This window comes from Microbacterium sufflavum (assembly GCF_023091155.1).
GTDB lineage: Bacteria > Actinomycetota > Actinomycetes > Actinomycetales > Microbacteriaceae > Microbacterium > Microbacterium sufflavum.
In genome coordinates this window covers 817,002-842,304 of sequence record NZ_JAHWXK010000001.1, presented here as the reverse complement: position 1 = coordinate 842,304, position 25,303 = coordinate 817,002, and the positions used below count along the sequence as shown (strand labels likewise).

The following is a 25,303-nucleotide window of genomic DNA, read 5'->3' as shown; positions in this document are numbered from 1 at the left end:
TGAGGGCGCTCAGGCGGCGGCGCGGGCGCGGTCGAGGTCTTCGAACAGCTCCGTGTTGAACCGGTAGGCGAGCAGCACCTCGTCGATCACGCGCTCGCGCTCCGCCTCGTCCCACGGGGCGGCGTCGAGCTGTTCGCGGTACACGTCCTTGAAGGCGGACGGGTCGGCGATGTCGTCGAACAGGTAGAAGCCGACGCCGTTGGTCTCGAAGCCGAAGCGGCGGGACATGACGCGGCCGATGAAGATGCCGCCGGAGAGGTCGCCGAGGTAGCGCGTGTAGTGGTGGGCGACGAAGCCCCCGGCCCAGGTCGCGCCCACCTGGCGGATGCGCTCCACGTAGCGCTGCGTGGTGGGCAGCGGCGTGATCCGGTCGCGCCAGTCCGCGCCGAGCAGGAACTCGAGGTCGGCCTCGAGCGCGGGGAGGCGGGTGAGCTTGTCGCTGAGGAACACGGAGGCGACGGGGTCGGTGCGCATGCGGTCGCCCGCGCTCTCGAGGGCCTCGTAGATGAAGTAGTGCTGCGCGACGAGCGCGATGTAGTCCTCGCGGGAGCCCTCGCCCTTGAGCAGGTCGGACATGAAGCCGGCCGTCTCGCTGCGCGAGTGCGACCCGGAGGAGCGCTCGCGGAGGGCGGCGGAGAAGGAGAGGATCTCGGGCATGGCCCCAGTGTAAGGGCAGCCTAACCTTGGACGGAAGTCCGAGTCGGTGCGGAGTCAGTCGTGCGGCCGCGGCTCGACGCCCAGGCGCGCGCACGCCGCGTCGTACAGCGCCACGACCTCGCGTCGTACCTCGGGGCGCTCCGTGATCGGGCCGCCGGGCCACGGCACGCGCAGCGTCGAGGTGGAGCCGCCGCGGGTGACCTCCCACACGCCGGCCTCGCCGTCGAAGCCGGTCATGACGGACGCCGTCGGCTCCTGGTCGGCGGGCTCGGCGAAGGCGCGGGCGATCAGCAGGTTGTCGTCGGTGTGGTCGCCGTTCATGTGGCGGAGCACGGCGGCGATCACGTCGGGAGCGAAGTCGTGGGGCACCCTCACACCCTACGGGCCGCGATCGGCGCGGTCCCGCGAGGCGGACTTCCAGCATCCTCGCTCTAGACTCGGGAGATACGTCCTCGGGGGTTCCTTCACATGCAGCTTCTCTCGTCGCGCCGGTGGCGCGCCGCAGCGGCCACGGCCGTCGTGCTCGGGCTCGTCCTCACCGGTTGTTCGTCCGAGGACTCCTTCAGCTACACGCCGCCCGACCAGGTCGACGCCTCCCTGCCCGACGACACCGTCGCGGCGATGCAGACCGCGGTCGACAACGCGCTCACCGCGTCGGGTGCGTCCGGAGCCATCGTCGGCGTCTGGGTGCCGTGGAGCGGCAGCTGGGTCGCGGCGGCCGGCACGCAGGACAAGGAGGGCGGAGCCGAGCTGACGACGGACATGTCGTTCCGCATCGCCGACGTCACGCGCCTCATGACGTGCGACGTGCTGTACGCGCTCGCCGACGAGGGCACCGTGGAGCTCGACGCGAAGGTGCCCACCTACGTCTCCGGCGTCGCGGACATGACCGACGTGACCCTGCTCGACCTCTGCAACGGCACGAGCGGCGCCGGGTCGTCCGAGGAGACCGCCAAGGCCGCCTGGATCAACACCCCCGAGCGCGTGTGGGCTCCGCTCGAGCTCGCCGGCTACGGCCTCGGCCGCGCCAGGGTGGCCCCGCACACGACCTTCCGCGACTCCGACGCGGGCTACCTGCTGCTCGGCCTGGCGCTCGAGCGCGCCACCGGCATGACCGCGCGCGAGCTCATCGCGGAGTACGTCACCGAGCCCCTCGGCCTCACGCAGACCGAGCTGCCCACGCCGCAGGCCGCCCCGCCGGTGCCCGAGCCCGCCATGAACGGCCACTACATGTCGGCTGTCGAGGGCGGCTTCAACTGCGCGGCCCCGGTCGACATCACCACCCTCTCGTCGAGCTCCGGCTTCACCGACTCCGGTGTCGTGTCGACCATCACCGACCTCGGCCGCTACGCCCAGGCGGAGGCCGCGCAGGCGCTGCGCACGAAGGAGGAGCCCGCGCGCTTCGGCTCGCCGCTGCCCGTGTCCGACACCGCCGCGTCGTGGTTCCAGGCCACCGGCGGTGCCTACCTCGTCGGCTCGATGGTCGGCCAGCACGGCTGGACCCCCGGCTATGCGACCGCCGCCTACTCCGACCCGGCCACCGGGTTCACGGTCGCCGTGGTGCTGAACGACTCCACCGCCGGGGCGCTGTTCGCCCAGCAGCTGTCGTGGGAGCTCGCGGCCATCGCGTCGAAGGCCCCCGCCGCGTCCGGGCAGACCGCCCCCGACTTCGGGCTGCCGTTCACCGCGGAGCAGTACCACCAGGCCACCACGGACGCCGCGCTCCCGTGCGTCGCCCCCGCGGAGGAGTGAGCACCGGCTGATCGGAAGGGGTCGTCGTGGCGATCGTCGACAACGCGATCTACGTGGACGGCGTCCGCACGGAGAACCCGCGGACCCTCAGCGAGACGTTCGAGCGCATGCGCGAGCGACGCGGCATGAGCTGGATCGGGCTGTACCGGCCGAGTCCGGAGGAGATCCGCGCCGTGGCCGACGAGTTCGCCCTCCACGAGCTCGTGGTGGAGGACGCGCTGTCCGGCCACCAGCGCTCCAAGCTCGAGCGCTACGGTGACGTGCTGTTCATGGTGCTGCGACCCGCCCGCTACCTCGACGACCTGGAGGAGGTCGAGTTCGGCGAGGTGCACGTGCTCGTCGGGCCGGACTTCGTGGTGACCATCCGCCACGCGGAGGCCCCGGATCTGGCGCGGGTGCGCCGCCGCCTCGAGGCCAACCCCGCGCTGCTCTCCCACGGGCCGGAGGCCGTGCTGTACGCGATCCTCGACGAGGTGGTCGACGAGTACGCCCCCGTGCTCGCCGGCCTCGAGAACGACATCGACGAGATCGAGAGCCAGCTGTTCGAGGAGGATGTGGACGCCACGCAGCGCATCTACGACCTGGGCCGCGAGGTGATCGACTTCCAGCGCGCCACCCAGCCGCTCGTCGGCATGCTCGAGGCGCTCCTGCGCGGTTCCGACAAGTACCGGGTGAGCGAGGAGCTGCAGCGGTACCTGCGCGACGTGCTCGACCACACCTTGCGCGCGAGCGACAGGGCGACCACGTTCCGCACCGTGCTCGACAACGCGCTCACGGTCGAGTCGACCATCGTCGCGCGCCGCCAGAACGAGGAGATGCGGCGCATGACCGAGCTCAGCATCCGGCAGAACGAAGAGGTGAAGAAGATCTCCGGCTGGGCGGCGATCCTGTTCGCCCCGACCCTGGTCGGCACGATCTACGGCATGAACTTCGACCACATGCCCGAGCTGCACTGGCTGCTCGGCTATCCGATGGCGCTCGCGCTCATGGTCGCGATGGGCCTCGGACTCTACGCGGCGTTCAAGAACAAGGGATGGCTCTGACGCCGTGGGATGATCGCAGGATGGAACTCGTGGCGGGAATCGACTCCTCGACCCAGTCCTGCAAGGTCGTCATCGCCGACGCCCTCTCCGGTCGGGTGATCCGCGAGGGGCGTGCACCGCACCCGCCGGGCACCGAGGTCGACCCGGAGGAGTGGTGGCGCGCGCTGCAGGCCGCGATCGCCGCGGCGGGCGGGTTCGACGACGTGCGGGCCTGGGCGATCAGCGGACAGCAGCACGGCATGGTCGCGCTCGACGGCCGGGGACGGGTCGTGCGACCGGCCCTGCTGTGGAACGACCTGCGCTCCGCAGACGCGGCGGCCGCCCTGATCGCGGAGCACGGCGCCGCCGCCCTCGCCGAGCGCACGGGCCTGGTGCCCGTGCCGTCGTTCACGCTCACCAAGGTGCGGTGGCTGCGCGAGCACGAGCCGGAGCACGCCGCGCAGGTGCGAGCGGTCGCCCTGCCCCACGACTGGCTCACCTGGCGGTTGCGCGGCTTCGGACCGGACGCGCCGCGCGGAGCCGACCTCGACGAGCTGATCACCGACCGTTCCGAGGCCTCGGGCACCGGCTACTGGACGGACGCGGGCTACGACCGCGAGCTGTTCGGCGCCGCGCTCGGCCGCGACGCGATCCTGCCCCGCGTGCTCGCGCACGACGCGGCCGTGACCGATGCGGACGGGCGCCGCGTCGGCCCGGGGTCGGGCGACAACGCCGGTGCGGCGCTGGGGCTCGGCGCGGCCGTGGGCGACGTGGTGGTGTCGATCGGCACGAGCGGCACGGTGTTCGCCACGAGTGCCCACCGCACGATCGACCCGTCGGGCATGGTCGCGGGCTTCGCCGACGCGGCCGGGGGCCACCTGCCTCTCGTCGCGACCGTGAACGCGGCGCGCGTGCTCGACACGCTGGCCACGCTGCTCGCGGTGGACCACGTGGAGCTCGGGCGGCTCGCGCTCGCCGCCGACCCGGGTGCCGGGGGACTGGTGCTGGAGCCGTACTTCGAGGGGGAGCGCACGCCGAACCTGCCCGACGCCACGGGCACCCTGTTCGGCATGACCCTCGCGGCCACCACGCGCGAGAACCTGGCGCGTTCCGCGTTCGAGGGCGTGCTGGGCGGCCTGCGCTACGGCCTCGACGCGATCCGCGCGCTCGGGGTGCCGACGGCGCGGGGCATCCTGATCGGCGGCGGCGCCCGGTCGGCGGCGGTCAGGGAGATCGCGCCGCTCATCCTCGACATCCCGATGACGGCACCGCCCGCGGGTGAGTTCGTCGCCTGGGGCATGGCGCGTCAGGCCGCCCGCACGCTGGGGCGCGAGCTGCCGCCCGCGGCCTGACCCGCGCGGCTCAGACGTCGGCGGCGGGCCGCAGCAGGTCGGACCACGCCGCGGTGCCGTCGAACACGAGGTCGGTGCCGACCACGGCCCAGTCGGCGCCGGCCGCGGACAGGGCCTCCGCGTGCTCACGGCGCACGCCGCCGTCCACGCCCAGGGGTCGTCCGGGTGCGGCATCGCGGAGGGCCGAGAGCTTCGCCAGCACCCGCTCGTCGAACGTGCTCCCGGCCTGCCCCGGCACGATCGACATGCACAGCACGGGCAGGTCGAGCGGCACGGCCGTCGCGGGCGTCTGCGGGGAGACGGCGAGCCCGGCGCGCACGCCCCGGCGTTCGATCCGCGCGACCGCATCCTTCCAGTCGTCGCTCTCGACGTGCACGATCACGAGGTCGCAGAAGTCGGCCCACGCGTCGACCTCGCGCGCGGAGCGGTGCGCCATCACGTGCGCCTCGGCCGTCATGCCCGTCTGCGCGGCCAGCGCGGCGGCGTCGTCCGGAGTGAAGCCCCCGGCCGCGGCGAACCGCCCGTCGGTGGTGTCCCAGTGCAGCCGGCCCAGGCCCGCGTCGCGCAGTCGCAGTGCGGTGTCGAGGCGGTCGTCCGGGGACACGGACCACAGCGACCCGGCGATCCGCATCACTCGTCGTCCGCCAGCACGGCCTGGGCGAGCGCGTGGTCGGTGAACAGCTCGCTGATCAGTCCCACCCGCGACACCGTGCGGATCGCGTCGGCCTTCGCTGCTCCTCCCGCGACGGCGACCACGCGCGGCACTTCCTGGAGCTGCTCGTACGAGATGTTGATGCAGCGGTCCTGGAACTCCGTGTCGACGGGGGTCCCGTCGCTGCGGATGAGGATGCCGGCGATGTCGGCGACGCACCCCTTGCTGAGCGCGTTGGCGAGGTCGTCGATGGGCAGCACGTCGCGCACCTGCGACACGGGCGGGTCCCATGCTCCGACCGACAGCAGCGCCGTGGTGACGGAGGGGAACAGGTCGATCGCCGAGCGGATGTCGGGGTGCCGGCGCAGGCTCATCGCGGTCTCGCGGTCGTCCACGATGAGCGGCGAGAAGATCGGGTACACCGCGCCTCCCGCGCGACGCGAGGTCTGTCGCACCACCTCGATCGGGGAGGAGGCGAGGTCGCCCGCCACGACGCCGGTGAGCTGCACGATCGACAGGCGCGGCAGGTGCGCGAACTGGCTCGCGGTGGCGGTGAGCGTGCGGCCCCAGGTGACGCCGAGCACCTCGTCCTCCTGCAGCGTCTCGCTGAGCGCGCGGGCGGCGGCGGCGCCGATCTGGCGGCGCACGTCATCGTCGTCTCCGTGTGAGCGCACGACGAGGCAGCGCTCCAGCCCGAGCTTGTCCTGCAGGCGCTGGCTCAGCTCCACGTCGGGGAGACCCCAGTCGTGGATCTCGATCGTGACGATGCCCTCCTCCTTGGCGCGGCTGAGCAGGCGGGCGACCTTGAAGCGCGAGATGCCGAGGGCGTCGGAGATGTCGACGCGGGAGCGGTCCTCCAGGTAGTGCGCCCGGGCGACGGCCGCCATGAGGGCGCGGTCCTGATCCACGCTCTTCGTCGCATCGCTCATTTGAGCGTTGAAATCACGAAACTGTGACATATGTGACGGCTGCCTTTCCTCCGGCTCGCGACGGTTCCTATGCTCAAACGTACATCCAAGCATCACAGATGAGCGCAGCATGTGCGAGGCGCGATCGAGGGAGAACGTGTTGAACGTCGATGACGACATCCTGGCGGTAGCGCGCGGGCGGCTCCAGGCCGAGGCCGAGGCGGTGCGCGCACTGATCGACACGATCGACGGCACCCTGGTCACCGCGGCCTCGATGATCCTGTCCGCCACGGGCAAGCTGTTCATCGGCGGCTCGGGCACCTCCGGCACGGTCGCCCGGCGCATGGCGCACATCCTGTCCGTCACCGGCACGCCGTCGCTGCCGTTCTCCCCGATGGACGGGCTGCACGGGGCCTCCGGCGCCATCACCGCCGACGACCTCGTGCTGCTGATCTCCAACGGCGGCGCCTCCGACGAGGTCGTGCAGCTCGCCCGCATCGCCCGCGGCCGCGGCGCCCGCGTGATCGCCCTCACCCGCAGCCACGACACCCCCCTCGCGCGGCTCGCCGACCACAGCGTCGCCGTGGCCGTGCACCCCTCGGCCGACATCGGCGGCATCGTGGCCACCGGCATCACGATCGCGCAGTCCGCGTGGGGCGACGCGCTCGCCGAGGTGCTCATGCGCGGTCGCGGCTACACGTGGGCGGAGTTCATGACCACGCACCCCGCGGGCGCCGTCGGACGCCTCGAAGACCTCCCCGCCGACCCCTCCCGCCTCACCGTTCCGCCGCTCGAGGAGGTCGCGCGATGATCGACGTGGTCGCCGGAGTCGACAGCTCCACCCAGTCGTGCACGGTCGAGCTGCGCGACGCCGCCACCGGGGCGCTCGTCGCCACCGGGCGCGCCCCCCACCCCGTGACCCACCCGCCCGTCAGCGAGCAGGACCCCGAGGCGTGGTGGGCGGCCCTGGTCGCCGCGATGGCCGATGCCCGCCGCGGCGCCGACGTGCGGATCGTCGCGGTCGGCGTCGGTGCGCAGTGCCACGGCCTCGTCGTGTCGGATGCCGACGGACGCGTCCTGCGCCCCGCGCGACTGTGGAACGACACCACCTCCGCCCCGCAGGCCGCGGCGCTGCTCGCGCGTCACCCCGCCGCCTGGTGGGCGCAGCAGATCGGGATCGTGCCGTCGGCGGCCATCACCGTGTCGAAGCTCGCGCTGCTGGCCGAGACCGAGCCGGAGACCCTCGCCCGCGCGCGTCACCTCTCCGTGCCGCACGACTGGCTGACGTACCGCCTCACCGGCCGCCGCGTGACCGACCGCTCCGACGCCTCGGGCACCGGCTACTACTCCGCCGCGACGGGACGCTGGCGCACCGACATCCTCGACGAGGCGGTGGGCGAGCGCGACTGGGCGCCGCTGCTGCCCGAGGTGCTCGGACCGGACGAGGCGGCGGGACGCATCCTCCCCGCCGCGGCCGACGCGCTCGGCATCGACCGCGACGCGCAGGTCAGCGCGGGCGGCGGCGACCAGCACCTCGCCGCCCAGGGCATCGGGCTCGGCGAGGGCGACGTGGCGTACAGCCTCGGCACCTCGGGCGTCGTGTTCGCGACCACGCCCGACCCGGTCGCCGACGTGACCGGGGCCGTCGACGGTGTCGCCAACGTGACCGGCGGCTACCTGCCGCTCGTCTGCACGCTCAACGCCACCAAGGTGACCGACACGATCGCGCGGCTGCTCGGCGTCGACCACCGCGAGCTCACCGACCTCGCCCTCGCCGCCCCGCTCGACCCTGAGCGACCCGTGCTGGCCGCCTACCTCGACGGGGAGCGCTCGCCCCGACTCCCGTCCGCCCGGGGCATGCTCGCCGGACTCACCACCGCGACCGGACGCGAGCAGCTCGCCCTCGCCGCGTTCGAGGGCGTCGCGCTCGGACTCGTCCGCGGGGAGCGGTCCCTCGCGGCGCTCGGCATCCCCACCACGGGCCACACCATCGCGATCGGCGGCGGCGCCCGCTCGCTCGCCTACCGGCAGGTGATCGCCGACCTCACGCAGCGCCCCGTGCACACCGTCGACGCGCCGGAGGGCACCGCACGCGGCGCCGCGATCCAGGCCGCCGCCGTGCACCGCGGCGAGACGGTCGCCGCCGTGACCGCGGCCTGGCGCCCCGCCACCACCTCGGTGACCGAGCCCGCCGCCGACCGCAGCGACGTGTGGGACCGCTACCTGCACCTCGCCGACCTGCAGGCCGAGCCGGCCGCGGTCCACCCGCTTTCCCCCGAGAGAGAGGACACTCATGTCTGAGATCCCGTCCACGATGACCGCCAGCGTGCTGCGGGGGGTGAAGGACCTGGTGCTCGAGGAGCGCCCCGTCCCCACGCCCGCCGCGGACGAGGTGCTCGTGGAGGTCGCGAGCGTCGGCGTCTGCGGATCCGACGTGCACTACTACGAGCACGGACGCATCGGACCCTACGTCGTCGAGAGCCCGCTGATCCTCGGCCACGAGGTGAGCGGCCGGATCGTCGCGGTCGGCGCCGACGTCGACCCCGCCCGCGTCGGGCAGCGCGTCGCCATCGAGCCGCAGCGCCCGTGCCGCCGCTGCGACTTCTGCCGCGCCGGCGACTACAACCTCTGCCCGCAGATGGAGTTCTACGCCACCCCGCCGATCGACGGCGCCTTCTGCGACTACGTGCTGATCCAGGACGACTTCGCCTACGAGGTGCCCGACGCCATCAGCGACAACGCCGCCGCGCTCATGGAGCCGCTGTCGGTCGGCATCGCCGCCGCGCAGAAGGGCGGCATCAAGGTGGGCGACACCGTGCTGATCGCCGGCGGCGGCCCCATCGGCATCATCGCCGCGCAGGTCGCGAAGGCGTTCGGCGCGGTCGACGTCGTGGTCGCCGACATCAACCCGGCCCGCCGCGAGCTCGCCGCCTCCTACGGCGCCCGCGTGGTCGACCCCGCCGCGGAGTCCACCGTCGAGCTGGCGGCGAACGTCTTCATCGACGCCTCGGGCGCCACCCCCGCGATCGTCAACGGCATCCGATCCACCCGCGCGGGCGGCACCGTGGTGCTGGTGGGCAGCGCTGACGAGTTCCCGCTCTCGGTGCCCGAGGTCGCGATGCGCGAGCTCAACGTCACCGGCATCTTCCGCTACACCGGCACCTGGCCCATCGCCCGCGCCCTGCTCGAGTCCGGCCAGGTCGAGCTCGACTCGCTCGTCACCCACGTGTACGGCATCGAGCAGGTCGAGGAGGCGCTGTCGGGCGAGGGGTCGATCGACTCGCTCAAGCGCATCGTCCTGCCCCGCACCCGGCGCGTGGACGAGCCGTCGGTCAAGGCGGCGTCATGAGCGAGACGCTGCTGTCGGTCGAGGGGGTGTCGAAGTCGTTCCCCGGGGTGAAGGCCCTCGACGACGTCTCCTTCGACGTGCGCCCCGGCACCGTGCACGCCCTGTGCGGCGAGAACGGCGCCGGCAAGTCGACGCTCATGAAGATCATCAACGGCATCTACCAGCCCGACGCCGGGACGATCCGGGTGCGCGGCGAGGAGGTGCGGATCAAGAACCCCATCGACGCCCGCGCCCGCGGCATCGCGATGATCTCGCAGGAGCTCAACTACGTGCCGGGCATGACGATCGCGGAGAGCTTCTTCCTCGGCCGGCTGCCGATGAAGTACGGCAAGGTCGACTGGCGGTTCATCCGCAGCGAGGCCCGCCGTATCCTCGCCGAGGAGGGCCTGGACTTCTCGATCAACCGGCGCCTGGGCACCCTCACCGTGTCGGAGATCCAGACCCTGGAGATCCTGCGCGCGGTCTACCACAGCGCCGACGTGCTGATCATGGACGAGCCGACCTCGGCCATCGCGCACAAGGAGGTCGAGTCGCTGTTCGCGAAGATCCGCGACCTGCGCGCCCAGGGCAAGTCGATCATCTACATCTCGCACAAGATGGACGAGGTCTTCGAGCTCGCCGACGACATCAGCGTGCTGCGCGACGGCACCGTCGTCAGCTCGCAGCCCGCCGCGGACATCACCTCCAGTCAGGTGATCGCGCAGATGGTGGGCCGCGACCTCGACCACCAGTCCTACCCCAAGGAGCGGGTCGAGATCGGCGACACCGTGTTCCGCGCCACCGGGCTCTCCGCCGCGCACATGTTCGAGGACATCGACCTGCACATCCGCGCGGGCGAGATCGTCGGGCTCGCGGGGCTCATCGGCGCCGGACGCAGCGAGGTCATCCGTGCGGTGTTCGGGCTCGACAAGCTCGACGCGGGCGAGATCGAGGTCGACACGAAGACCGTGAAGATCAAGAACCCCACGCACGCGATCAAGGCCGGCGTCGCGATGCTCTCGGAGGACCGCCGCCTGGTCGGCATCGTCCCGCAGCTGAGCATCATGAAGAACGCCACGCTGGCGAGCCTGCGCAAGGTCATCCGCGGGGGCTTCGCGCGGCGCCGCGAGGAGGAGAAGCTCGTCACCGAGTACTTCCAGAAGATGAACGTCAAGGCGCCCAGCCTGCAGACGCGCATCGCGAACCTCAGCGGCGGCAACCAGCAGAAGGTGCTCCTCGCCCGCTGGCTGATCGCCGACCCGAAGGTGCTGCTGCTCGACGAGCCCACCCGCGGCATCGACGTCGGCGCGAAGTTCGAGATCTACAAGATCATGACCGAGCTCGCCCGCCAGGGCCGCGGCATCCTCATGATCTCCTCCGAGCTGCCCGAGCTCATCGGGATGTGCGACCGCATCTACGTGATGTCGGCCGGACGCCTCACCGCGGAGCTGACGCCCGATCAGTTCTCGCAGGAAACCATCCTCACCTACGCCATGAATGAAATCGAGGTGGCATGACAATGCTCCAGAACCTGAAGAGACTCGAGGTGAACCGCTTCTCGATCTACATCATCCTGCTGGTGGTGATCGTCGCGGCGAGCTTCCTGAGCCCGAACTTCCTGAGCTCCGACAACATCTTCAACGTGCTCCGCCAGGTCGCCGTGATCACGATCCTCGCGTTCGGCGCGATGACGCTCATCATCGGCGGCATGATCGACCTGTCGGCCGGTGCCGTCATGGCGTTCGCGGGCGTCGTGTCGGTGCTGGTCTACAAGTCGACGGGCAACCTGCTGCTCGCGATCCTCGCCGGCATCCTCATCGGCATGCTCTGCAACCTCGTCAACGCGTTCCTCGTGGCGACGCTGAAGACCCCCGCGTTCATCGTGACCCTCGGCATGATGCTGATGGCGCGCGGCGCGGTGCTCGAGCTCACGCAGGGGCAGAACGTGCTGCAGCTGGGCGACTTCATCCTCATCGGCCAGGGCAACCTCGGCTGGCTGCCCATCCCGGTGCTGGTGCTCATCGGCGTCACCATCGTGATCTGGTACCTGATGAACCAGACGCGCTACGGCCGCTCCGTCTACGCGGTCGGCGGCAACGAGGAGGCGGCTCGCGCTGCCGGCATCTCGGTCGAGCGGGTGAAGTACCAGGCGTTCCTCGTCAACGGCGCCCTGGTCGGCATCGCGGGCGTGATCTTCATGTCGCGCGTCAACGCCGGGCTCCCCAACGCGGGCGTCGGCTACGAGCTGCAGGCCATCACCGCCCCGATCATCGGCGGCACCAGCTTCTCGGGCGGCGTCGGCACGGTCATGGGCACCCTCGCGGGCGCGCTGATCGTCGGCATCCTCGGCAACATCATGAACCTCATCGGGATCGGCTCGTACATCCAGCAGATCGTGATGGGCGCCATCATCGTCGTCGCCGTCGCCTACGACGTCTTCAGCAAGCGCGGCAAGGCGAAGACCACCATCCTCAAGTCCGACGCGAAGGGCGACCCCTTCCCCGTCGGAGCCTCCTCGTCCGCATCCGATCCGGGAGGCGGCAGGACCTCGTCCTGACCCCTCCGTCCATCGCTTCACCCACCCACAGAAAACAGGAGAAGACAATGAAGAGTCTTACCCGCAGGATCATCGCGCTCGGCGCCGCTGCCGCCGCGGCGATCAGCCTCGCCGGCTGCGCCGTCACCACCGGGAACCCGGCCGGGAACGGCGGCGGAGGCGCCTCCGAGGACAAGGACGAGTACCGCGTCGCGTACATCGCCCGCGCCCAGGCCGACTCGTTCGCCGCGTGGCTCGCGAACGAGATGAAGCAGGAAGCCGGCAACTACGACGACATCACTCTCGAGGTGTTCGACGGCCAGGCCGACGACGAGATCGAGAACAAGATGATCGAGAACGCGATCGCCAACCGGTTCGACGCGATCATCATCCAGGCGAACAACGCCGACGCGCAGCTGCCGTACATCCAGCAGTCCATCGACGCGGGCATCGTGACCATCACCACGAACCCGCGCGTCGAGGGCCTGAGCGGCGGCAACTCGGTCGACGCCGATCCGTACAAGCAGGGCGCCGTGGTCGCCGAGCTCGCGGTCGAGCAGATCCCCGACGGCGCCAACGTCGTGGTGCTGAACGGCCCGGCGGGCAACTTCCACAGCACGGCCCGCCGTGACGCGTGGCAGAAGGAGTTCTTCGAGAAGCGCACCGACGTGAACATCGTCGCGGAGGACATCGCGAACTGGAACAAGGACGAGGCCATGACCCTCATGGAGGACTGGTCGCTCGCGAACCCGCAGATCGACGCGATCATCTCGATGAACGACAACATGGCGTCGGGCGCGCTCGAGGCCGTGAAGGGCAAGAGCGGCTTCGACGGCATCCTCGCGTTCGGCGTGGACGGCACCCCCGAGGCCACGCTGCTCATCGAGGCGGGGACCATGACGGCGACCTCGCTGCAGAACGCCCGCGAGCTGGCGCAGCTGAACCTCAAGGCCGTGCACGACCTGCTCACGGGCGCCGAGGACGAGGTCAACGTCGACATCGGCAACCCGCTGATCACGAAGGACAACGTGCAGGAATACATCGACCTGTACAAGGAGGCCGGTCTGCTGGACCAGTGACACCGCGTCGGGGGAGCGGGCGACCGCCCGTTCCCCCGGCCCGTGCCCCCGCCCGTCCCCTCCCCGAAAGACCCCGATGCGCGCACTGACCGCCGCCGACGCTCCCGTCCGGGTGCGCGAGCTCTCCCGCGACGCACGTCCGTTCCTGCTCGGCGTCGTCGGGCCGCCCGGCGCCGGCAAGTCCACGCTCGCCGCCGCCCTGGGGCAGCCGGTGCTGCCGATGGACGGGTTCCACCTCGCCAACGAGCACCTCGACCGTCTCGGACTGCGCGACCGCAAGGGCGCCCCGGAGACCTTCGACGTGCACGGCTTCGCCGCCCTGCTCACCCGACTCCGCGCGGGCGAGGCCGTGCTCGCCCCGCGCTTCGACCGCGACCTCGACGCCGCGGTCGCCGGCGCCCTCCCGCTCTCGCCCTCCGACCGCGTGATCGTGGTGGAGGGCAACTACCTGCTGCACGACGCGGGCGGCTGGGAGCGCGTGCGCCCGCTGCTCGACGAGGTCTGGTACCTCGACGTGCCCGACGGACTGCGCGTGCGCCGCCTCGTCGCCCGTCACGAGGCCCACGGCCGCTCCCACGACGACGCCGTCGCCTGGGCGACCCACGTCGACGGCCCCAACGCCGACCTCATCCGCGCGACCCGCCACCGGGCCGACGCGATCCTCACCCCGACCGAAGGAGACGACGCATGAGCGTCATGGACACATTCGCCCTCACCGACCGCACCGCCCTCGTCACGGGCGCCACGCGCGGCCTCGGACGGGAGTTCGCCCGCGCGCTCGCCGAGGCTGGAGCCGACGTGGTCGTGCACGGCCGCGACGAAGCGGCGGCACGCGAGACCGCGGCGGAGATCGAGGCCGTGGGGCGCCGGGCCTGGGTGGTGCTGGGCGACCTGACCGACCGTGCGTCGGTCGACCGCATCGCCGCCGAGGCCATCGACGCCGCGGGCGGACGCCTCGACATCCTCATCAACAACGCCGGGGCGTGCATCCACCGTCCGGCGCTCGAGGTGACCGACGACGAGTGGTCGCACGTGATCGACACGAACCTCACGGCCCTGTGGCGGATGTCGCAGACCGTCGGCGCGCACATGGTCGCCCGCGGCTCCGGGTCGATCGTGAACGTGGGCTCGATCTCGGCGCAGATCGTGAACCGTCCGCAGTTCCAGCCGGCGTACAACGCCTCCAAGGCCGCGGTGCACCACCTCACCAAGTCGCTCGCGGCGGAGTGGGCCCCGTCCGGCGTGCGGGTCAACGCCGTCGCGCCCGGATACATCAAGACCGACATGTCGCCGGTGGACGAGCCGCGCTTCCGCCGCTTCTGGATCGAGGACTCGGCTCAGCAGCGCTACGCCACGCCGAGTGAGGTCAGCCCGTCCGTCGTGTTCCTCGCCTCCGACGCGGCGAGCTTCATGTCGGGCACCGTGCTCGTGGTCGACGGCGGCTACACGCTGTTCTGATCGCGGCGCACACGCGAACGCCCGCTCCCGGGGGAGGAGAGCGGGCGTTCGTGCGTGCGGGGTCAGTCCTCGCCGTCGGCCTCGGGCATGCCGGGGCCGGGGCCCGGGCGCACTTCGGCGTCGTCGCGGATGTCGACGCGCGTGGTGCCGTCGTGCTCGCTCACGTCGATGCGGGGGGCGGCGTCGGCCTCGGTCGCGTCGGGAGCCGCGGTGAGCTGGTCGTGCCGGTTCTCCTCGAAGCTCTCGCGGTCGTCGCCGGTGCGGTCGTGGTCAGGCGTGCTCATGATGCTCCTTCTGGTCGTCGGTCGTCGAACGGGAACGCGTCCAGCGTGCCACGGCGTACAGCACCCCGCCCACCGCGAGCAGGATCGCGCCGAACAGCCACACCTGCGGACGCTGCTGGGTGAGCAGCAGGATGCACGACCCGACGCCCAGCACGGGCACGAAGGTCCACACGCGGAAGTGGTCGTGCTCCACGCGGTCGCGCCGCAGCACCAGCACCGACACGTTCACGCTGAGGAACACGACGAGCAGCAGCAGCACCACGGTCTCGGCCAGAGTGGCCAGGTCGCCGACGAGCGTGAGGCCCATCGCGACGAGGGTCGTGGTGAGGATCGCGACCCACGGGGTCTTCCGCTTCGGCAGCACGCGTCCGAGCACGGACGGCAACAGGTTCTGCTCGGCCATGCCGTACGTGAGGCGGCTGACCATGATCATGGTCAACAGGGCGCCGTTGGCCACGGCGATGAGGGCGATGAGGCTAAACAGCCACGACGGCACGTTCACCCCGGTGGCCTCCACCACGGCGAGCAGCGGGCCGCTGGACTCCTGCAGTTCGGACGACGGGAGGGCGATCGCGCTCGCGAGCCCCACGAGCACGTACACGACGCCGGCGGTGATCAGGGCGGCGAAGAGCGCCCGCGGGTACGTGCGGCGCGGGTCCTTCACCTCTTCGATCATGTTCGCCGAGGTCTCGAACCCGACGAACGAGTAGTACGCGATCACGGCTCCGGAGAGCACGGCGATCGCCACGTTCGACCCCTCGGGCGCGGCCATCGCGCGCGACACGTCGCCACCGCCGCCGCCCACGAAGATCGCGACGACGACGATCACGATCACCAGACCGCTGAGCTCGATCGCGGTCATCACGAGGTTCGCGCCCATCGACTCGCGGATCCCCCGGGCGTTCAGCAGGCCGACGAGTGCGAGGAAGGCGATCGCGACGGGGATGGTCGGCAGGTCGACGAAGGTGCTGAGGTAGTCGCCGGCGAAGGCGATCGCGAGCCCGGCGGCACTGGTCACCCCGGCCGCGAGCATGCTGAAGCCCACCAGGAACGACACCAGCGGGCTGTGGAAGGCACGCTCCGCGAACACCGCGGCGCCGCCCGCGCGCGGGTATTTCGTGACGAGCTCGGCGTAGGAGCCCGCCGTGAGCAGCGCGAGCAGCAGCGCCAGCACCAGGGGTGCCCACAGCAGGCCGCCGACCTTGCCCGACAGCACGCCCATGAGCGCGTAGATGCCCGCGCCCAGCACGTCGCCGAGGATGAAGGCGTAGAGCAGGGGCCCGGTGATGGCGCGCCGCAGCTTGGTGGGCGCCTCGGTCGCGGGCGCAGTCTGGGAGGTCATGCTCGCACGCTAGGGGTGCGGGCGGCGACGGGCGACGGGCTTGACAGGGGTGCGGAACATGCGCGAAGACCGCGGACGGGCACCGTCCTCGGGTGTGACAGCGCCCCGTCCAGCGTTTTCCCAGAAAAGACCGCGCGGCTCCGCCTCCCGGCCCACCGCGGCCGCTATCCTCAGTGCCGCAAGGCGGGTCGTCGGCTACGAATTGCCGAGCGGACGGGGTGGCCGCCTTCGGTTCCACAGAAAAGGGCACACTCATGACCGGTACACCGCGGAAGGCCATCGCCGAAGCGATCGCCACCTTCCTCTTCGTCCTCGCGATCATCGCGGCCATCAACAGCGGCAGCCCGCTGACGCCGCTCGCGATCGGCTTCACACTGATGGTGCTCGTGTACTCCACGGGCCACATCTCCGGCGCTCACCTGAACCCCGCCGTCTCGCTCGGCGTCTTCCTCCGCGGCGGCCTGAGCGTCGCCGACTTCATCGCCTACCTGATCGCCCAGTTCGTGGGTGGCGCGCTCGCCGCCCTCGCCGCGCTCGCCGTCTGGCCCGCGGGCGACAAGGCCATGGTGATCGAGGTCGGCCCGGCGTTCCTGGTCGAGGCGCTGTTCACGCTCATCCTCGTGTGGGTCGTGCTGAACTCGGCCACGTCGAAGGACACCGCGGGCAACTCGTTCTACGGCCTCGCGATCGGCGCCACCGTGTTCATCGGCGCCGCGACCGTCGGCTCCATCTCGGGCGGCGGCTTCAACCCCGCCGTGGCCCTCGGCCTCTCGGTCAGCGGCCACTTCGCGTGGAGCTCGCTGTGGCTCTACATCGTGGCCCCGGCCGTCGGCGCGATCATCGCCGCGGTGCTGTTCCGCGTGCTCAACACCGACGACGCGAAGAAGATCGCCGCCGCCGAGTGACACCGTGACACCGGAGCGCCGCATCCCCTCGGGGGTGCGGCGCTTCTGTGTGTCAGGGGTCAGGGGGCGACCGTCCGGAGAATAATCAGCGAGCGATCAGGTGGGCTCTCTAACGCCGTGGCATCCTGCGGAGGCCGAGCGGGGGCCGGTCGAACGCGACCGGCGAAGATCGACCCGAGATAGGGGGACCCTCGCATGGGAACCGAAGGAATCAGCAGACGGACTTTCGCCAAGAGCGCGGCCTGGGTGGCCATGGCGGCGCTCGCCTCCACCGCCGCACCGGTCTCCGCGGCCGCGGACTCCGTCCCGGATGGAGTGACCGTGTCGTTCGTCGGCTTCGACTCGCCTCCGGCGGGGAGCGATCGCGATACCGGCGATCCGACATGGCCGGAGAACTACCTGCTGGAGGCGCGCTTCCGTCTGCAGCTGGCGCCCGGGGTCTCGCTTCCTGCGGGATCCCGCCTGTTCATCGGCGCGGACGCCGGGATCTTCCCGTCGGGCTTCGCCTTCTTCCGCGGTCCGGCCGCCGGAGCGAGCACCTCGGACGGCCTCTGGGTGCGAGACCCCGACGAGTACTACACGGAGAACTACAACCCGAACACCGGCTCGCGGAAGTTCGCGTACGCGGTCTACCGCCTCGCGCGCGACCTCGCAGCGCCGGCGGACCTGACGTTCTCGGTGGCGGGGGTGAGCAACGCCGCCCTCCCGACGGGATGGAACGCGCAGACGGTGCTCGTGGCCGACCTGGTGTCGGCCAGCTCGTTCAGCGCCGGTCCCGCGCATCACCGGGCGCTCTCATCGCCCTTCCGGATCGTGGACGTGCCCCCGGACCCGAAGGCCGACACGAACGGAACCGGAGTGCCCGGGCTGTACGCGTACCCCCGCGCGACGGCCGCGGGCCGAGTCGCCGAGTTCAGCACGCTGCTGCGGGTGATGCCGACGATGACCGCGAACATCTTCTGGAGCCACCAGTTCGGGATCTCTGGAACGTCGGGCGGCTACACCGGCGTGCAGACCTACGGGAACACGAACGGAAGGCAGTGGCTGTTCTCCCTCTGGGGGGCGACCGATGCCGAGGTCAATCCGAGCCTGCACGGGGTGATGGCCGGCGACACCGACGGTGCGCCCGGCCGATCCGTCCGGGTGTTCCGTCCGTGGACCACCGGTCGGACGTATGTCTTCCGCGTCGCGGAGATCCCCGGACGCCCCGGCTGGTGGAACTCGACGGTGACCGACACGGCCGACGGCACGAGCTTCTCGATCGGCAACCTGTTCGTGCCGCAGCAGGGTGCGCTCATCTCACCCCAGGCGTCGTGGGTCGAGTACTGGAACTGGAACGATTCCACAGCCCAGTGTCTCGATCAGGAGAACAGCGACGCCGTGTATGCACCGCTGAGGCTCGATGGCCTGCTCGTGCCGTACGTGGTGGGCAAGTCCAATCCGCCGTGCTCGGGCGGCTCGGTGACGATCGCCCCCGATGGGTCCGCTCGCCTGCGGGCCTACCCCGGCACCTGACGGCACCGACACCGGAGCGCCGCATCCCCTCGGGGTGCGGCGCTTCTGTGTGTCAGGGGTCAGGGGCGGGTGAGGCGGCGGCCGAGGCGGCGGCGCAGCGCGGCGGACACCACGGCGACCACGGTGCCGCCCGCGACGCCGATGAGGGTCTCGAGCACGCGGTCGGTCAACAGCGCGTCGACCGGGGTGGGGGCCGCGAGGTGCACCATCAGCAGCGCGAGCGGGGTGACGAACACCATCGCGATGCCGTAGTTGCGGCCGATGAACAGCTCCGCGACTCCCTGCAGCACCACGACCAGGGCGATCACGGCGATCGGCGGAAGGTCGAGCGCCAGCACCCCGGCGGCGACGAGCACCCCGAGCAGTGTGCCGACCAGGCGCTGGATGCCGCGGATGATCCGGGCGTTGAGCTGTGCGCCGCTCACGGCCGCGACCGCACCGACCGCCGCCCAGTACCAGTGCGTGCCGCCGAGCAGCAGCCCCGCGATCCCGGCGCCCACGATGGCGACGGCGACCGAGACCGCCATCTCGACCGCGACGGGACCCACGGTGGGGCGCACCTTCGGCGCTCCCTCTCCCGTGGTCCGCGTGGCGACGGCGACGAGCGCGGTGAGGGCCAGGCCGAACAGCACGCTCGCCCCGCCCACCAGCAGCACGGAGCCGAACGAGCCGGCGGTGGCGGGGATGGTCGCGCACGCCCCGGTCGCGAACACCGTGAACAGCGGCCCTGGTGGGTGCCACTGCATCGTGTACGCCAGCAGGGTGACGGCGGCGGCGACGAGCGCGACCACGACCACGCTGACGACCGTCGGGGCGGCCAGGACCGACAGCGCCGTGCCGATCAGCATCGCCGCGAGCAGCACCCCGCCCGCGCTGGCCTGCATGCGGATGCGGTCGCGGAACCCGTCGTGGCGGCCGTAGAGCGCGGCGAAGGCGCCGAAGCTCGCGTAGATGCTGAGGTCGAGCCGGCCGAGCGCCCAGAGCACGAGCAGCGGGACGGCGACGCTCACGGCGGCTCGGATCGCGACGCGATGGTCGCCGCGGTGCGGGCCGACGCGCAGGACCCCCGTCCACACCCGCCCCTGCGATTCCGCCACCGATCCAGCCTACGTCCGCGCCCGCGGCCCCCGCGCCGTGGGAGGCTGGACGGGTGACCGCCCCGCAACCTCCTCACCGCACGCTGCTCGTCGGTTTCGGCAAGCTCGGCGCGCGGCTCGCCCCGCGGCTGGTGGCGGACGGGGGAGAGGTCGTCGCCCTCCGCCGCAGCGACGGGCCCCTGCCCCAGGGGGTGACCGGCGTCGCGGGTGATCTCGCCGCCCCGCTGCCCGAGCCCCTGCCCGCGGTCGATGCCGTGGTGGTCACGCTGCCGCCGGGCACGGGCGCCTCCGCGTACCCGTCCGTGCTCGCGCACCTCGCCGCGGCCCTGCTCTCCCGGCCCGCGCGCACGGTCTTCGTCTCGTCCACCGGGGTGTTCGACGGTGCGGGCAGCCCGACCCCGCTCACCGAGCGCGACGCCCCGGAGCCGGTCACCGACCGCGGTCGCGGGCTGCGGGAGGGTGAGCGCGCTGCGGTCGACCTCTTCGGCGCCGTGGTCGTGCGGCCCGCGGGCATCTACGGTCCGGGGCGCGACTTCCTGGTGCGCCGCGTGCGTGAGGGGGCACCCGTGAACCCCCGGCGCCGCACGAACCGCATCCACGAGACCGACCTCGTCCGCACGCTCGACCTGCTGCTGCGGATGCCCGAGCCGCCGTCGCTCGTGCACGCGGTGGACGCGGCTCCCGCCCCGCTGGGCGACGTCGTGGCGTTCCTCGCCGCGCGCCTCGGGCTGCCGGTGCCGCCCGACGACGGCGGCAGCGTGAACGGTTTCGTCTACGACGGCGCTCTGCTTCGTTCGCTGCTCGGCCACCTGGACTACCCGTCGTTCGAGGACGGCTACGCCGACATGCTCGAGCGCGGCGCCTGACCCCCGCCAGATCGGGGCTCTGGGGTGTGGACCGGCCGGGAGGCCGACCCCAGGACGCGCCAGGGTGACCGTCTGGTGCTAGCACAGAACGGTCACCACCCGCCGTGATCGAGCGATCTCCGTGCGCTCGGATTGACTTGTCTGACGTCTGATATCTAGCGTCGGAGTGTCCGAGCTATGCACCAGCAACAAAGGAGTTCCTCATGGCTTTCCCCTACCCCGATAAGGGAACGCGCGCCCGCCTGCGCACCATGACCCTCGCCGCGGCCACCGCGGTGAGCGTCATGACTCTCGCCTCCTGCGCCGGCACGAGCCCCGACTCCGATGCATCAGCAGGAGACGGCGAGCTCAGCGGCGACGTGGTCTTCTGGCACAGCTTCACGCAGGGCCCGCGCGCCGAGTACATGGAGCGGATGGCCGAGGAGTTCGAGGCCGAGCACCCCGACGTCGACATCACCATCGAGACCTTCAGCTGGGGCGAGTTCCAGACCAAGTGGACCACCGGCCTCGCGGCCGGGCAGGTGCCCGACCTGTCGACCGCCCAGCCCAACCAGGTCGTGCAGATGATCGACGTGGGCGCTCTCGCCCCGGTCGACGACGTGATCGACGCGATCGGGCGCGACCGGTTCACCGAGGCGGCGCTCGGCGAAGGCACCCTCGACGGTGTCTCCTACTCGCTGCCGATCTACTCGCACGCCCAGGTCATGTGGTACCGCGCCGACCTGCTCGAAGCGGCTGGCCTCGACGTCCCGGAGACCTGGGACGAGCTGAAGGAGGCGGCCGTCGCGCTCACCACCGGTCCCGACCAGTACGGGCTCGCGGTCCCGATGGGCACGAACGACCTGATGGGCACGCGCTTCCTCAACTTCTACCTGCAGTCGGCGGGCGAGAGCCTGCTGAACGAGGACGGCCGCGCCAACCTCACCTCCGACGCGGCCATCGACGGCATCGAGTACTGGGTCGACATGTACGAGAAGACCTCGCCGGAGGGCAGCGTCAACTACAACGTGCTCGACCAGGCGACGCTGTTCTACCAGGGCAAGACCGCGTTCGACTTCAACTCCGGGTTCCAGATCTCCGGCGTCGTCGGCACCTCGCCGCAGCTGGAGTCGGTGATCAAGGCCGCGCCCCTGCCGCGCCTGAAGGCCGGTGACGAGGTGTACGGCGGAGAGACCTCCAACATCGCCACCGTCGTCTGGGAGAAGAGCGACGTGCAGGAGGAGGCGAAGGCGTTCCTGGAGTTCCTCTACCGCGACGAGGACTACATCGACTTCCTCCACTCGGTGCCGGGCGGCATGCTGCCGTCCCTGCAGGACATCGCGGAGAACGAGGCCTACCTCGACGACGAGACCCTGCAGCGGCACGCCGACAGCGTCGCCGTGATCAGCGAGGCCGTGCCGGCCGGGACCGCCATCGGCATGGAGACGGGTCCGCTCGTGCAGTCCGGCATCCTCACCAGCCAGGCCGTCATCGAGAAGATGCTGCAGGACATCGTCCTCAACGGCACCGACGTCGAGACCGCGGCGAAGGCGGCGGAGGATCAGCTCAACCAGCTGTTCGTCTCGTCCGGTGTTTCGTTCTGAGCCCCGCCCCGGGTCCGGTCGCCCCGCGCGACCGGACCCCGGGTCCTCCGTGATCATGCGCTCCCGCCGCACCGTCCATCTCACCGGCGTGCTGTTCGTCGCGCCGTCGCTGCTGATCGTCGTCCTGCTGCTCTTCTACCCGGTGGTGTCGAGCGTCGTCTACAGCTTCACCAACCGCCACCTGCTGCGCCCCGCCGTCGACTTCGTCGGCATCGACAACTTCGTCGCCGTGCTGCAGAGCGAGCAGTTCTGGAACGCCTTCCGGGTGTCGTTGCTGTGGACCGTCGCGTCGATCGCCGGGCAACTCCTCGTGGGGTTCGTCGCCGCGATCGCCCTCAACCGCATCCGCCACCTCACCGGCCTGTTCCGCACGCTGCTGATCATCCCGTGGGCGTTCCCGGCCATCGTGATCGCGTTCGGCTGGCGCTGGATCCTCAACGACGTGTACGGCTTCCTGCCCAACCTGCTCACGCGGCTCGGCCTCACCGCGCAGAACGTGAGCTTCCTGTCCAACCCCGACGCGGTGATGCTGACCGTGCTCGCCATCAACATCTGGTTCGGGGCGCCCCTGTTCATGGTGAACATCCTCGCGGCGCTCAAGACCGTCCCGGCGGAGCAGTTCGAGGCCGCCACCGTCGACGGCGCGAACGCCTGGCAGCGGTTCGCGTTCATCACCCTCCCGCACGTGAAAAAGGTGGTCGGACTGCTCGTGATCCTCCGCAGCATCTGGGTGTTCAACAACTTCGAGCTGCTGTTCCTGCTCACCGGCGGCGGCCCCGCCGGGCTCACCGAGACCCTGCCGATCTTCGCGTACCGCACCGGCTGGGGGCTGCAGCAGCTCGGCGTCGCCTCGGCCATCACCGTGCTGCTGCTCGTGTTCCTGCTGCTCCTCGGAGGCCTGGCCTTCCGACTGCTCAACCGCTGGGACCGGAAGGACGCCTGATGTCGACGAGAACCCTGCGGCGCCTGTCCGCCGCCCCCGCCTATCTGTTCCTCACCGTGCTCGCGGTCGTGTCGGTGTTCCCGCTCGTGTGGATCATCACATCGAGCTTCAAGAGCTCGGGGGAGCTGGCCACCGACCCGATCGGCTTCTGGCCCGACTCGTTCACGATCGACCACTACACCCGCGTGCTGTTCGACCTGGGCATCCTGAACAACCTCGGCAACAGCCTGTTCATCGCCCTGTCGACCACCGTCGTCACGATCGCGGTGAGCTCGACGTGCGCCTACGGCATCGTGCGCTTCTTCCCGCGCGTCGGGCAGAGGCTCACGCAGATCCTCATCAGCACCTACATGTTCCCGCCGATCCTGCTCGCGGTGCCGTACACGCTGATCATGATCTCGCTCGGCCTGATCAACACCTATGCCGGGCTCGTGCTCGCCTACCTCTCCTTCTCGATCCCGTACGCGGTGTGGATGCTGACCGCGTTCTACCAGACCGTCCCGGTCGAGATCGAGGAGGCCGCGCAGGTCGACGGCGCCGGAAGGTTCCGCGTGTTCGCGACCATCGCCACGCCCATCGTCGCGCCCGGCATCGTCGCCACCGCGATCTACACGTTCATCAACTCGTTCAACGAGTTCCTGTTCGCGCTGCTGTTCATCAACAGCAGCGACCGCATGCCCATCACGGTCGCCCTGTACTCCCTCAGCGGCTCCGAGGTGCTCGACTGGGGCGCCATGCTCGCGGCGTCCGTGGTCGTGGTCGTGCCGTCCGTCGTCTTCTTCCTCGTCATCCAACGCCACATCGCCGCCGGGCTCTCGGAGGGGTCCGTCAAATGAACACATCCGTCGCATCGTCAACCGCCCGCCCCGAGCCCCGCGAGGAGGTGCGCTACGGCCTGGTCGGGTCCGGCTACTTCGGGCTCGCGCTCGGCCGTGGCTTCGACCGCCTCCCGGGCGCCTCGATCACCCGCGTCTTCGACCCGGAGAACGCCGCCGGGGCCGTGCGGGCGTTCGGCGCGGTCGCCACCGCGAGCATCGAGGAGCTGTGCCGCAGCGACGACGTGGACGCGGTGATCGTCGCGTCGCCGAACTGGGCGCACCGCGAGGCCGTGGTCGCGGCGGCGGAGGCCGGCAAGCCGATCTTCTGCGAGAAGCCGATGGCGCTGTCGTTCGAGGACTGCTCGGCGATGGTCGACGCGGCGGACGCGGCCGGCGTGCTGCTCATGTCGGGCCACGTGATGAACTTCATGAACGGCGTGCGCCGGGTCAAGCGGCTCGTCGCCGACGGGGTGCTGGGGGACATCGTGTACTGCCGCGCCGCGCGCAACGGGTGGGAGGAGCCGCAGCCGTCCATCTCGTGGAAGAAGCGGCGCGAGCTGTCGGGCGGACACCTCTACCACCACATCCATGAGCTAGACGTGGTGCAGTTCCTCCTGGGTGTCCCTGAGACGGCGACCATGGTGGGCGGCAACGTGGCGCACCGCGGCGAGCAGTTCGGCGACGAGGACGATCTGCTCCTCATCACGCTCGAGTTCCCCGGCGGGGCGTTCGCCACGCTGGAGTACGGCTCCGCGTTCCGCTGGCCCGAGCACTACCTGCTGGTGCAGGGCACGCTTGGCGCCGCCCGCATCGACATGACCGACACGGGTGTGACGGTGCGGCACTCCGGCCGGGAGGAGCGCTTCCTGCTGCACCGCAGCGAGGAGGAGGACGCACAGCGCACGGCGATCTACGCCTCCAGCTCGACCGACGGCGGCATCATGTACGGCAACCCGGAGACCACGCCGCCGCTGTGGCTGAGCGGCATCGTCGAGGAGGAGACCGCGTACTTCCACGGGCTGCTCACCGGTGCCGCGCCGGAGCCCGAGTTCGCCGCGCTCACCGACGGCTCCGCGGCGCGGTCGTCGATCGCCACCGCCGACGCCCTCACGCTGTCGCTCGCCCAGGACCGCAAGGTGCGCATCGCCGAGATCCTGGAGGGCGCCCGTGCGCACGCGTGACCTGCCGGCCCGATACGATCGCGAC

The 25,303-nt window shown here is 71.1% G+C and carries 25 protein-coding genes; 18 read left to right on the top strand and 7 right to left on the bottom strand.

Annotated elements, in window-relative coordinates:
• Positions 1–9: 9 nt before the first annotated feature.
• The gene (locus tag KZC56_RS04215) at positions 10–657 is read right to left on the bottom strand and encodes a biliverdin-producing heme oxygenase (RefSeq protein WP_240744512.1); all 648 of its coding nucleotides are present in this window, start codon (positions 655–657) and stop codon (positions 10–12) included.
• Positions 658–711: 54 nt separating this feature from the next.
• Complete coding sequence (locus KZC56_RS04210) at positions 712–1,026, bottom strand: DUF2470 domain-containing protein (protein WP_136044268.1); 315 nt, start codon at positions 1,024–1,026, stop codon at positions 712–714.
• A gap of 99 nt (positions 1,027–1,125) precedes the next feature.
• On the opposite strand from KZC56_RS04210, the gene KZC56_RS04205 reads away from it, so the two are divergent.
• The 3 genes from KZC56_RS04205 to KZC56_RS04195 are packed head-to-tail and all read left to right on the top strand — an operon-like array spanning position 1,126 to position 4,783.
• On the top strand, positions 1,126–2,409 hold the full coding sequence (locus KZC56_RS04205; RefSeq protein WP_136029698.1) for a serine hydrolase domain-containing protein: 1,284 nt from the start codon (positions 1,126–1,128) through the stop codon (positions 2,407–2,409).
• A 26-nt stretch (positions 2,410–2,435) separates the two neighbouring features.
• Entirely contained in the window at positions 2,436–3,452 is a 1,017-nt protein-coding gene (corA, locus tag KZC56_RS04200; protein WP_247637946.1) for a magnesium/cobalt transporter CorA, read from the top strand.
• 20 nt (positions 3,453–3,472) lie between these two features.
• Positions 3,473–4,783 carry an FGGY family carbohydrate kinase gene (locus tag KZC56_RS04195; RefSeq protein ID WP_247637945.1) on the top strand — a complete coding sequence of 437 codons (1,311 nt, stop codon included), beginning with the start codon at positions 3,473–3,475 and terminating at the stop codon, positions 4,781–4,783.
• Between the two features lie 10 nt (positions 4,784–4,793).
• Here KZC56_RS04195 and KZC56_RS04190 read toward each other — a convergent pair whose 3' ends face one another.
• Positions 4,794–5,414 carry a beta/alpha barrel domain-containing protein gene (locus tag KZC56_RS04190; protein ID WP_247637944.1) on the bottom strand — a complete coding sequence of 207 codons (621 nt, stop codon included), beginning with the start codon at positions 5,412–5,414 and terminating at the stop codon, positions 4,794–4,796.
• The gene (locus KZC56_RS04185; RefSeq protein ID WP_168443166.1) at positions 5,414–6,364 is read right to left on the bottom strand and encodes a sugar-binding transcriptional regulator; all 951 of its coding nucleotides are present in this window, start codon (positions 6,362–6,364) and stop codon (positions 5,414–5,416) included. Before KZC56_RS04185 ends, KZC56_RS04190 begins: the two co-directional genes overlap by 1 nt.
• 139 nt (positions 6,365–6,503) lie before the next feature.
• Here KZC56_RS04185 and KZC56_RS04180 point away from each other — a divergent pair, with 139 nt between their 5' ends.
• The 8 genes from KZC56_RS04180 (at position 6,504) to KZC56_RS04145 (ending at position 14,744) form a co-directional block, all read left to right on the top strand.
• Positions 6,504–7,154, top strand: a complete 651-nt coding sequence (locus KZC56_RS04180; protein ID WP_168443167.1) for an SIS domain-containing protein — start codon at positions 6,504–6,506, stop codon at positions 7,152–7,154.
• Positions 7,151–8,644 (top strand): xylulokinase, encoded by a 1,494-nt coding sequence (gene xylB, locus KZC56_RS04175; protein WP_247637943.1) that lies wholly within the window; start codon positions 7,151–7,153, stop codon positions 8,642–8,644. Before KZC56_RS04180 ends, xylB begins: the two co-directional genes overlap by 4 nt.
• Positions 8,637–9,692, top strand: a complete 1,056-nt coding sequence (locus KZC56_RS04170; protein ID WP_136029711.1) for an NAD(P)-dependent alcohol dehydrogenase — start codon at positions 8,637–8,639, stop codon at positions 9,690–9,692. Before xylB ends, KZC56_RS04170 begins: the two co-directional genes overlap by 8 nt.
• Positions 9,689–11,188, top strand: coding sequence for a sugar ABC transporter ATP-binding protein (locus tag KZC56_RS04165; RefSeq protein WP_136029713.1), 1,500 nt, complete (start codon positions 9,689–9,691; stop codon positions 11,186–11,188). Before KZC56_RS04170 ends, KZC56_RS04165 begins: the two co-directional genes overlap by 4 nt.
• A complete protein-coding gene (locus KZC56_RS04160; protein WP_240744513.1) occupies positions 11,185–12,228 on the top strand; it encodes an ABC transporter permease in 1,044 nt (347 codons plus the stop codon). Before KZC56_RS04165 ends, KZC56_RS04160 begins: the two co-directional genes overlap by 4 nt.
• Positions 12,229–12,275: 47 nt before the next feature.
• Positions 12,276–13,286, top strand: coding sequence for a sugar ABC transporter substrate-binding protein (locus KZC56_RS04155; RefSeq protein ID WP_136029715.1), 1,011 nt, complete (start codon positions 12,276–12,278; stop codon positions 13,284–13,286).
• Positions 13,287–13,362: 76 nt separating this feature from the next.
• Positions 13,363–13,977, top strand: coding sequence for a nucleoside/nucleotide kinase family protein (locus tag KZC56_RS04150; protein WP_136037151.1), 615 nt, complete (start codon positions 13,363–13,365; stop codon positions 13,975–13,977).
• On the top strand, positions 13,974–14,744 hold the full coding sequence (locus tag KZC56_RS04145; RefSeq protein WP_136037150.1) for an SDR family NAD(P)-dependent oxidoreductase: 771 nt from the start codon (positions 13,974–13,976) through the stop codon (positions 14,742–14,744). Before KZC56_RS04150 ends, KZC56_RS04145 begins: the two co-directional genes overlap by 4 nt.
• A gap of 62 nt (positions 14,745–14,806) precedes the next feature.
• On the opposite strand, the gene KZC56_RS04140 is transcribed toward KZC56_RS04145, so the two are convergent.
• Positions 14,807–15,028, bottom strand: coding sequence for a multidrug transporter (locus tag KZC56_RS04140; RefSeq protein ID WP_247637942.1), 222 nt, complete (start codon positions 15,026–15,028; stop codon positions 14,807–14,809).
• Positions 15,015–16,370 (bottom strand): APC family permease, encoded by a 1,356-nt coding sequence (locus KZC56_RS04135; protein ID WP_136037149.1) that lies wholly within the window; start codon positions 16,368–16,370, stop codon positions 15,015–15,017. Before KZC56_RS04135 ends, KZC56_RS04140 begins: the two co-directional genes overlap by 14 nt.
• A gap of 254 nt (positions 16,371–16,624) precedes the next feature.
• Between KZC56_RS04135 and KZC56_RS04130 the strand changes: the two genes are divergently transcribed.
• The gene (locus KZC56_RS04130; protein ID WP_136037148.1) at positions 16,625–17,275 is read left to right on the top strand and encodes an MIP/aquaporin family protein; all 651 of its coding nucleotides are present in this window, start codon (positions 16,625–16,627) and stop codon (positions 17,273–17,275) included.
• Positions 17,276–17,470: 195 nt separating this feature from the next.
• The gene (locus tag KZC56_RS04125) at positions 17,471–18,790 is read left to right on the top strand and encodes a hypothetical protein (protein ID WP_247637941.1); all 1,320 of its coding nucleotides are present in this window, start codon (positions 17,471–17,473) and stop codon (positions 18,788–18,790) included.
• Between the two features lie 59 nt (positions 18,791–18,849).
• Here KZC56_RS04125 and KZC56_RS04120 read toward each other — a convergent pair whose 3' ends face one another.
• Positions 18,850–19,887: an FUSC family protein gene (locus tag KZC56_RS04120; RefSeq protein ID WP_247637940.1), complete on the bottom strand. Its 1,038-nt coding sequence runs from the start codon at positions 19,885–19,887 to the stop codon at positions 18,850–18,852.
• 53 nt (positions 19,888–19,940) lie between these two features.
• On the opposite strand from KZC56_RS04120, the gene KZC56_RS04115 reads away from it, so the two are divergent.
• The 5 genes from KZC56_RS04115 to KZC56_RS04095 all read left to right on the top strand — a co-directional run bounded on the left by KZC56_RS04115 (position 19,941) and on the right by KZC56_RS04095 (position 25,278).
• Positions 19,941–20,753 carry a sugar nucleotide-binding protein gene (locus KZC56_RS04115; protein ID WP_136036552.1) on the top strand — a complete coding sequence of 271 codons (813 nt, stop codon included), beginning with the start codon at positions 19,941–19,943 and terminating at the stop codon, positions 20,751–20,753.
• 203 nt (positions 20,754–20,956) lie between these two features.
• Entirely contained in the window at positions 20,957–22,336 is a 1,380-nt protein-coding gene (locus KZC56_RS04110) for an ABC transporter substrate-binding protein (RefSeq protein ID WP_205814372.1), read from the top strand.
• Between the two features lie 55 nt (positions 22,337–22,391).
• Complete coding sequence (locus tag KZC56_RS04105; protein ID WP_136036553.1) at positions 22,392–23,279, top strand: carbohydrate ABC transporter permease; 888 nt, start codon at positions 22,392–22,394, stop codon at positions 23,277–23,279.
• The gene (locus tag KZC56_RS04100) at positions 23,279–24,115 is read left to right on the top strand and encodes a carbohydrate ABC transporter permease (protein WP_247637939.1); all 837 of its coding nucleotides are present in this window, start codon (positions 23,279–23,281) and stop codon (positions 24,113–24,115) included. The genes KZC56_RS04105 and KZC56_RS04100 overlap by 1 nt, the downstream gene beginning before the upstream one ends.
• A complete protein-coding gene (locus KZC56_RS04095; protein WP_247637938.1) occupies positions 24,112–25,278 on the top strand; it encodes a Gfo/Idh/MocA family protein in 1,167 nt (388 codons plus the stop codon). The genes KZC56_RS04100 and KZC56_RS04095 overlap by 4 nt, the downstream gene beginning before the upstream one ends.
• Positions 25,279–25,303: the final 25 nt, after the last annotated feature.

Excerpts from the sequence above, each read along its gene's own strand:
- KZC56_RS04130 (WP_136037148.1), top strand. The coding sequence starts at position 16,625 with ATGACCGGTACACCGCGGAAGGCCATCGCCGAAGCGATCGCCACCTTC.
- KZC56_RS04205 (WP_136029698.1), top strand. The coding sequence starts at position 1,126 with ATGCAGCTTCTCTCGTCGCGCCGGTGGCGCGCCGCAGCGGCCACGGCC.
- KZC56_RS04150 (WP_136037151.1), top strand. The coding sequence starts at position 13,363 with ATGCGCGCACTGACCGCCGCCGACGCTCCCGTCCGGGTGCGCGAGCTC.
- KZC56_RS04125 (WP_247637941.1), top strand. The coding sequence starts at position 17,471 with ATGGGAACCGAAGGAATCAGCAGACGGACTTTCGCCAAGAGCGCGGCC.
- KZC56_RS04170 (WP_136029711.1), top strand. The coding sequence starts at position 8,637 with ATGTCTGAGATCCCGTCCACGATGACCGCCAGCGTGCTGCGGGGGGTG.
- KZC56_RS04105 (WP_136036553.1), top strand. The coding sequence starts at position 22,392 with ATGCGCTCCCGCCGCACCGTCCATCTCACCGGCGTGCTGTTCGTCGCG.
- KZC56_RS04155 (WP_136029715.1), top strand. The coding sequence starts at position 12,276 with ATGAAGAGTCTTACCCGCAGGATCATCGCGCTCGGCGCCGCTGCCGCC.
- KZC56_RS04145 (WP_136037150.1), top strand. The coding sequence starts at position 13,974 with ATGAGCGTCATGGACACATTCGCCCTCACCGACCGCACCGCCCTCGTC.
- KZC56_RS04190 (WP_247637944.1), bottom strand. The coding sequence starts at position 5,414 with ATGCGGATCGCCGGGTCGCTGTGGTCCGTGTCCCCGGACGACCGCCTC.
- xylB (WP_247637943.1), top strand. The coding sequence starts at position 7,151 with ATGATCGACGTGGTCGCCGGAGTCGACAGCTCCACCCAGTCGTGCACG.
- KZC56_RS04135 (WP_136037149.1), bottom strand. The coding sequence starts at position 16,370 with ATGACCTCCCAGACTGCGCCCGCGACCGAGGCGCCCACCAAGCTGCGG.
- KZC56_RS04195 (WP_247637945.1), top strand. The coding sequence starts at position 3,473 with ATGGAACTCGTGGCGGGAATCGACTCCTCGACCCAGTCCTGCAAGGTC.
- KZC56_RS04100 (WP_247637939.1), top strand. The coding sequence starts at position 23,279 with ATGTCGACGAGAACCCTGCGGCGCCTGTCCGCCGCCCCCGCCTATCTG.
- KZC56_RS04110 (WP_205814372.1), top strand. The coding sequence starts at position 20,957 with ATGGCTTTCCCCTACCCCGATAAGGGAACGCGCGCCCGCCTGCGCACC.
- KZC56_RS04160 (WP_240744513.1), top strand. The coding sequence starts at position 11,185 with ATGACAATGCTCCAGAACCTGAAGAGACTCGAGGTGAACCGCTTCTCG.
- KZC56_RS04165 (WP_136029713.1), top strand. The coding sequence starts at position 9,689 with ATGAGCGAGACGCTGCTGTCGGTCGAGGGGGTGTCGAAGTCGTTCCCC.
- KZC56_RS04215 (WP_240744512.1), bottom strand. The coding sequence starts at position 657 with ATGCCCGAGATCCTCTCCTTCTCCGCCGCCCTCCGCGAGCGCTCCTCC.
- KZC56_RS04095 (WP_247637938.1), top strand. The coding sequence starts at position 24,112 with ATGAACACATCCGTCGCATCGTCAACCGCCCGCCCCGAGCCCCGCGAG.
- KZC56_RS04140 (WP_247637942.1), bottom strand. The coding sequence starts at position 15,028 with ATGAGCACGCCTGACCACGACCGCACCGGCGACGACCGCGAGAGCTTC.
- KZC56_RS04185 (WP_168443166.1), bottom strand. The coding sequence starts at position 6,364 with ATGAGCGATGCGACGAAGAGCGTGGATCAGGACCGCGCCCTCATGGCG.